This window comes from Pseudokineococcus sp. 5B2Z-1 (assembly GCF_037482305.1).
GTDB lineage: Bacteria > Actinomycetota > Actinomycetes > Actinomycetales > Quadrisphaeraceae > Pseudokineococcus.
On sequence record NZ_JBBHZG010000001.1, the window covers coordinates 916,543 to 921,988 of the forward strand.

Below are 5,446 nucleotides of genomic sequence, written 5' to 3' on the forward strand. Positions count from 1 at the left end.
GGGCGCGCGCCCGCTCCGGGGCGCCGTGCGGCTCCCGAGCCGCGCCACGCCGGCGACGCGGGAGCACGTGACGCGGCGGGCTCGCCGCCGACCCACGAGGCGGGCGCAGGGGCTGTCCGCCGCAGCGCGGCGTGATCCCGCCGACGCCCCTCCCCCCTCCGCCCGTCGGGGCCGTCCCGCGGAGCGGCACGGCCCGCCATCCCGGCGCGCCCCGGGCTCTCGCGGCCCTCGCGGCCGTCGTCGTCCTCGCGGCCTGCTCGGGCGCGCCGCCCCCGGCCGGCCCGTCGGCCCCTGCGTCACCCGGCCGGGCGGCCGCCCCGGGGCCGAGCGCCGCCCGGCCCGCGCTCGAGGTCGCCCCGGTGGATCCGCTGCCGGCACCGGCGCCGTGGCGCGCGGGGCCCGGCGAGGTGCGGCCGGAGGTCAAGCAGGCCGCGGCGCGGGCGGTCGAGGTCGCGGGCACCTGGGCGGGTCCGGCCGTGGGGGCCGCTGCGGCCGAGGGGCCGGCGTCGGCGGAGGACGCCCGGCTCGAGGGGGCGGGCGCGGCGCTCGTGGCCCGCCTCGCGGCCGCTGACCTCCTGGCGCCGGACGCCGACCGCGCCGCCCTGGCCGCGGCCCTGGGGCCGCTCACCGCACCGGAGGCGCCGACGGCGGCCACCGCTGTCGTGCACCCGCAGTACGGCGGCCTCACGGCCGACGCGGCGAGCGTCATGGTCGTGGCCCGCCAGGAGCGGCGCGGGCGGCAGGGCGAGGCCTCCGAGCGCGGCGCGACGCTCGACGTCCGCCTGGCCCCGTCGGCGGACGGGTCGTGGCGGGTCACGGGGGTGCAGCCGCCCGCGCCCCGGCCCGCGGGCGCGGCGCCGAGCGCGCTGGCGCTCGAGGTCCTCGCCTCCCCGCGCGTCGAGCTGCCGGACGACGCCGCCGCCGACGTCCGCGCCGGGGTGGTGGGCGACGAGGCGCTCGCGATGCTCCTGGGTCTCGCGGCCGCGCACGAGGTGGCCGTCTCCGTGGCGCGCACCGGCCACCCGGCGAAGGTCTTCGGCACCGACCGGCTCTCGAACCACACCCGGGGCCGGGCGCTCGACGTGTGGCGGGTCGACGGCCGGCTCGTCGTCGACCCGGCGTCCCTCGACGTCGTCGCGGCGGCCATGCGCGCCGCCGGGGCCGCCGGGGCGACCGAGGTCGGCGGTCCCGTGGACCTCGACGGACCCGCCGGGCCGGCCTTCTTCAGCGACGACCTGCACGCGGACCACCTGCACCTCGGGCTCACCGAGGGCGAGGAGCCCATCGGCCCGACGGGCTGACCCGGTCGGCCGCCGGACGGGACCGCTCGACTCAGAGCCGGACGACCAGCCGCACCTCGTCGCGGTCGTCGCCCGGTCCGACGCGCAGCGCCCCGGGGTGGCGCCCGACGACGACGTAGCCGGCCCGCTCGTAGAAGGGCTGCAGGCCCTGGCCGTCGCGGACGGTGAGGGAGAGCTGCTCGAGCCCGAGGTCGCGCGCCGCCGCGTGCACCGCCGCGAGCAGGCGGCGACCGGCGCCCCGGCCCTGCAGGCGCGGCGCCACCATGAGGCGGACCACCGTGCGCCAGTGGGCGGTGATGGGAGTGCTCCCGGCGAGCAGCACCCCCATGCCGACGGCGCGGAGCCGCTCCGCCCCGTCCTGCCCCTCCTCGAGGACGACGAGCACGTCGCGCCCCTCGCGCACCCTCGCGAGCGTGCCGTCGAGCGCGGCGGCGACCGCCGCCGGGTCGACCGGGGGGACGAAGCCGACGCTGCCCCCGGCCTCGGAGACGTCGACCCACGTGCGCAGGAGGTCCTCGCGCAGCGCGGGGTCATCGGCGGAGCCCGGCCCGCCCGAGGGCGGGACGACGCGGGTGCGGAGCGGGCCGGCCGTGGCCGTGTCGCGCTCGGAGGAGGTGCTCGACGTGCTCACGCCGCGATCGTCGCAGGGACGACCGACGACCCCGGGCCGGGCTCGGGGTCGTCGCGCCGGCGTCAGGACGTCAGAGCCACGCCATGGGGTCGGTCGGCGCGCCGTCGACGCGCACCTCGAAGTGCAGGTGGCAGCCCGTCGAGCCGCCCGTCGTGCCCTCGTAGCCGATGACCTGGCCGCGCGAGACGGACCCGGAGCGGACGGCGAAGCCCCTCAGGTGGGCGTAGGCCGTGGCCACCGAGCGACCGTCCACGAGCCCGTGGCTGATGACGACGATGTTGCCGTAGCTGCCGTTGTAGCCGGCCGACACGACGGTCCCGTCCTCCGCGGCCCGCACCGGCGTCCCGCAGCCGGCGGCGAAGTCCTGCCCGTTGTGCATGCGCATGTAGCCGCGGATGGGGTGCATGCGCATGCCGAAGGGCGACGACAGGCGGCCCTCGGGGCGCAGCAGACGGCCCCCGCGGTCCGACGACGACCCGCGGCTCACCGCGCTGGGCGGCGCCGGGGCGGCCGCGGGCGGGGCCGCCGCGGCGCGGGGCCCAGACGATGATCCAGACGATGATCCGGACGACTGCTCCCGAGACGCCTGCTGCGCCGCCTGCTCCTGGGCCGCGCGCTCCTCGGCCTCGCGCGCGGCGCGCTCCTCCGCCTCGCGGGCCGCCTGGCGCTGCGCCTCCTGCTCGGCCGCGACCCGGCGCGCCTCGGCGCGGCGCTCCTCCTCGGCGATGGCGCGCAGCTGCGCGCCCAGGGCGTCGGACTCCGCCTGGAGCGCGTCCAGGCGCTCCTCCTCCTCGGCCTGGCGCGCCTCGATGACGGCGACGGCCCGGTCCTGGCGCGCCACGAGGTCCTCGACCTCGCGCTGGCGCGCCTCGGCGGCCGCCTCGGCGGCCTGGGCGCGCACGAGCTGGCGCTCGGCCTCGGCCTCGAGGTCGGCGACCTGCTCGGTGACGGCCTCCAGCCGCGCGCGGGCGCTCGTGCGCACGGCCTGCTCCGAGGACAGGTCGGCGAGGACGGCGGACTGCGTGGTGCTCAGCCCGGCGAGGGCGGCCGAGCGCGAGGCGAGGTCGTCGGTGCTGGCCGACCCCATGGCGAGCGCGAGCATCTCCGGCATCCCGTTGCCGCGGTAGGACGACGCCGCGATCCGGCCGACCGAGGTCCGGTGCTCCGCCATCGCCTCCTCCGTCCCCGCCACGGCCTCGGCGGCCGCCTCCTGCGCGGCGGTCGAGGACGCGACCCGCTGGGCGAGCTCGTCCGCCTCGGCCCGGGCCCGGCTCCGCTCGGCCCGGGCGGCGTCCGCGGCGGAGCGGGCGCCGGGCAGCTGCTGCTGCACCGCGGCGTACTCGGCGTACGCGCCCTGCAGCTCCGCGGACGTGCCCACGAGGTCCTGCTGCAGCGCGGTGACGGCCGAGTCGACCGCGGCCTTGCGCTCCCCCGGCTCGCTGACCTCCGGCGCAGCGGCGGCCGGGACGGCGAGGAGGCTCGTCGTCAGGGCGAGGGCCGACGCCGCGAGCACGGCCCGCGACGCCCGGCGCGGGGGTCGAGCACGGCGCACGGCGACGGGGCGTCGCGCGGGTCGGGTCGCTCGTGCGGCGGCGGGCAGAGGACGGCCGGAGTGCTCCACAGCAGGCAGCGCCTTCGCGGTCGGGGGTGGAGGGCAGCGCCGTCGGCACCTGGGTGGCACCTCGTGCTGGCACACCGTAGCCAGCGATGAGCAGGCTGTGAACCACCTGGGACGCCCGGTTCGTGGGCATCCGGCGTCGTCGTCCGCGCCAGCCGGCGAGGGGTGCCTCCGGCTCTCGGACCTGTTCGTCGGAGGTGACCGTGCTCGGTCACCTCCGACGAACAGGTCCGACGGACGCTGGGAGGGGCGCCCCGCTGGTGGGAGGCTCGGGGCGTGCCCGCGCCCGGAGACGACGTCGTCACCGCCCGTCCGCGGCGGCTGCTGCTGCTCACGGCCGGCTCGCGCGGCGACCTCGAGCCGTTCGTCGCGCTGGCCCGCGAGGCCGCGCGCCGGGGCCACGAGGTCGTGCTCGGCGCCACGCGGAGCATGACGACGGGGATGGTCGGGGAGCCGGCGGCCGAGCCCTTCCGCGTCGTCGTCCTCGACGGCGACCTCGGGAGCCTCGTCGCCCGCCAGGGCGTCTCGCCCGCGGCGGCGCTGCGCGCCTGGCGGTCGACGGTGCACCCGGCCCTGCGGGCGCTGCTGGCCTCGGCGGTGGCAACGGCCCGCGACGTCCGGCCCGACGTCGTCGTCGCCCACCCGAAGGTGCTCTCCGCGCCCCTCGCCGCCGCGGTGCTCGACGTCCCGCACGTCCTCGTCGAGACCGTGCCCGCGCTCACGGCGACCGGCGCGTTCCCGGCCGCGGGCGTCGCCGCGCGCGACCTGGGCAGGCGCCTCAACCGGCTCACCTACCGCGCCACCGCCGCCGCGGGGGCGGCGCTGGGACCGGACCTGCGCCGGCTGCGGGTCGCGCACGGGCTGCCCGCGGGCGCCCTGGCTCCCCCGGCGGCCGCGCTGTGCCCGGTGAGCCCGGTCCTCGTGCCACGGCCGGCCGACTGGCCGGGCACCGCCCACCTCACGGGGCCGTGGCACGACGACGACGCCGACGCCGACGTGGACCCCGAGGTGGAGGCCTTCCTCACCGCCGCGCGGGCGGCCGGCGCCCCGGTGGTCGTCGCCGGCTTCGGGTCGATGGCCACGGGGCCCGCCGACGCCGAGGCCCGCAGCCGGGCGGTCGTCGCCGCGGCGCGCGCCCGCGGCGCCCGCCTCCTCGTCCTCACGGGCTGGGGCGGCCTGGACGCCCGCGCGGCGCGGGAGGCCGCCGGGAGCTCCGGCGACGTGCTCGTCGCCTCGTCGGCGCCCCACGCCGCGGTGCTGCCGCGCGCCGACGTCGTCGTCCACCACGGGGGCGCCGGCACCGTCCACGCCGTCGCGCGCGCCGGGGCGGTCTCCGTCGTCGTCCCCTTCGTCGCCGACCAGCCCTGGTGGGCTCGGCGCCTGCACGACCTCGGCCTGTCCCCGGCCCCCCTGCCCGCGCGGAGGCTCACCGCCGAGGGGCTCGCCCGCCGCCTCGCCGCCGCCCCCGCGCACCGGCGAGCCGCGCGCGCGGCGGCCGGGGCGATGGCGGGTGAGCGGGGAGCGGCCCGTGCCGTCGACGTCCTCGAGGGAATGGCCTGACGGCGCACCGAGCGGCTGCTGCCCGCGGTGGCGCGCACGGTCCGTCCCGTACGGTCACCCCGGTGAGCACGCCTCCTCGCCGCCACCGGGGCGAGCGGTCGTCCTCGGCGCCGCCGCGCCGCGGCAGCGCCGTCGAGGGCCTCGTCGCCGCGGTGGCCGTCGTGCTCCTCGTGCTCGTCCTGGGCCCGCTCCTGCCGGGCCCGAGCTACGTCGCCCCGCTGGTCGCGGCCGTGCTCGTCACCGCCGGCCTGCTGCTCGTCCGCCGCCGGCGCCGGTAGGTCGCGGCCCGCGCCGGCGGCGGCACTCCGCCGTGACCGACGGCGTCGGGGGGGGGGG

Annotated in this window: 5 protein-coding genes; 3 read left to right on the forward strand and 2 right to left on the reverse strand. The window is 80.4% G+C overall.

Annotation, left to right across the window (positions count from 1 at the left end):
- The first annotated feature begins 359 nt into the window (after positions 1–359).
- Positions 360–1,301, forward strand: coding sequence for a hypothetical protein (locus WDV85_RS03835; RefSeq protein ID WP_339569351.1), 942 nt, complete (start codon positions 360–362; stop codon positions 1,299–1,301).
- A gap of 31 nt (positions 1,302–1,332) precedes the next feature.
- Here WDV85_RS03835 and WDV85_RS03840 read toward each other — a convergent pair whose 3' ends face one another.
- Both WDV85_RS03840 and WDV85_RS03845 read right to left on the reverse strand, forming a co-directional pair.
- On the reverse strand, positions 1,333–1,932 hold the full coding sequence (locus WDV85_RS03840; protein ID WP_339569352.1) for a GNAT family N-acetyltransferase: 600 nt from the start codon (positions 1,930–1,932) through the stop codon (positions 1,333–1,335).
- Positions 1,933–2,002: 70 nt separating this feature from the next.
- The gene (locus tag WDV85_RS03845; protein WP_339569353.1) at positions 2,003–3,445 is read right to left on the reverse strand and encodes a M23 family metallopeptidase; all 1,443 of its coding nucleotides are present in this window, start codon (positions 3,443–3,445) and stop codon (positions 2,003–2,005) included.
- A 381-nt stretch (positions 3,446–3,826) separates the two neighbouring features.
- Here WDV85_RS03845 and WDV85_RS03850 point away from each other — a divergent pair, with 381 nt between their 5' ends.
- Both WDV85_RS03850 and WDV85_RS03855 read left to right on the forward strand, forming a co-directional pair.
- Positions 3,827–5,110, forward strand: a complete 1,284-nt coding sequence (locus tag WDV85_RS03850; protein WP_339569354.1) for a glycosyltransferase — start codon at positions 3,827–3,829, stop codon at positions 5,108–5,110.
- A 62-nt stretch (positions 5,111–5,172) separates the two neighbouring features.
- Positions 5,173–5,388 carry a hypothetical protein gene (locus WDV85_RS03855; protein ID WP_339569355.1) on the forward strand — a complete coding sequence of 72 codons (216 nt, stop codon included), beginning with the start codon at positions 5,173–5,175 and terminating at the stop codon, positions 5,386–5,388.
- Positions 5,389–5,446: the final 58 nt, after the last annotated feature.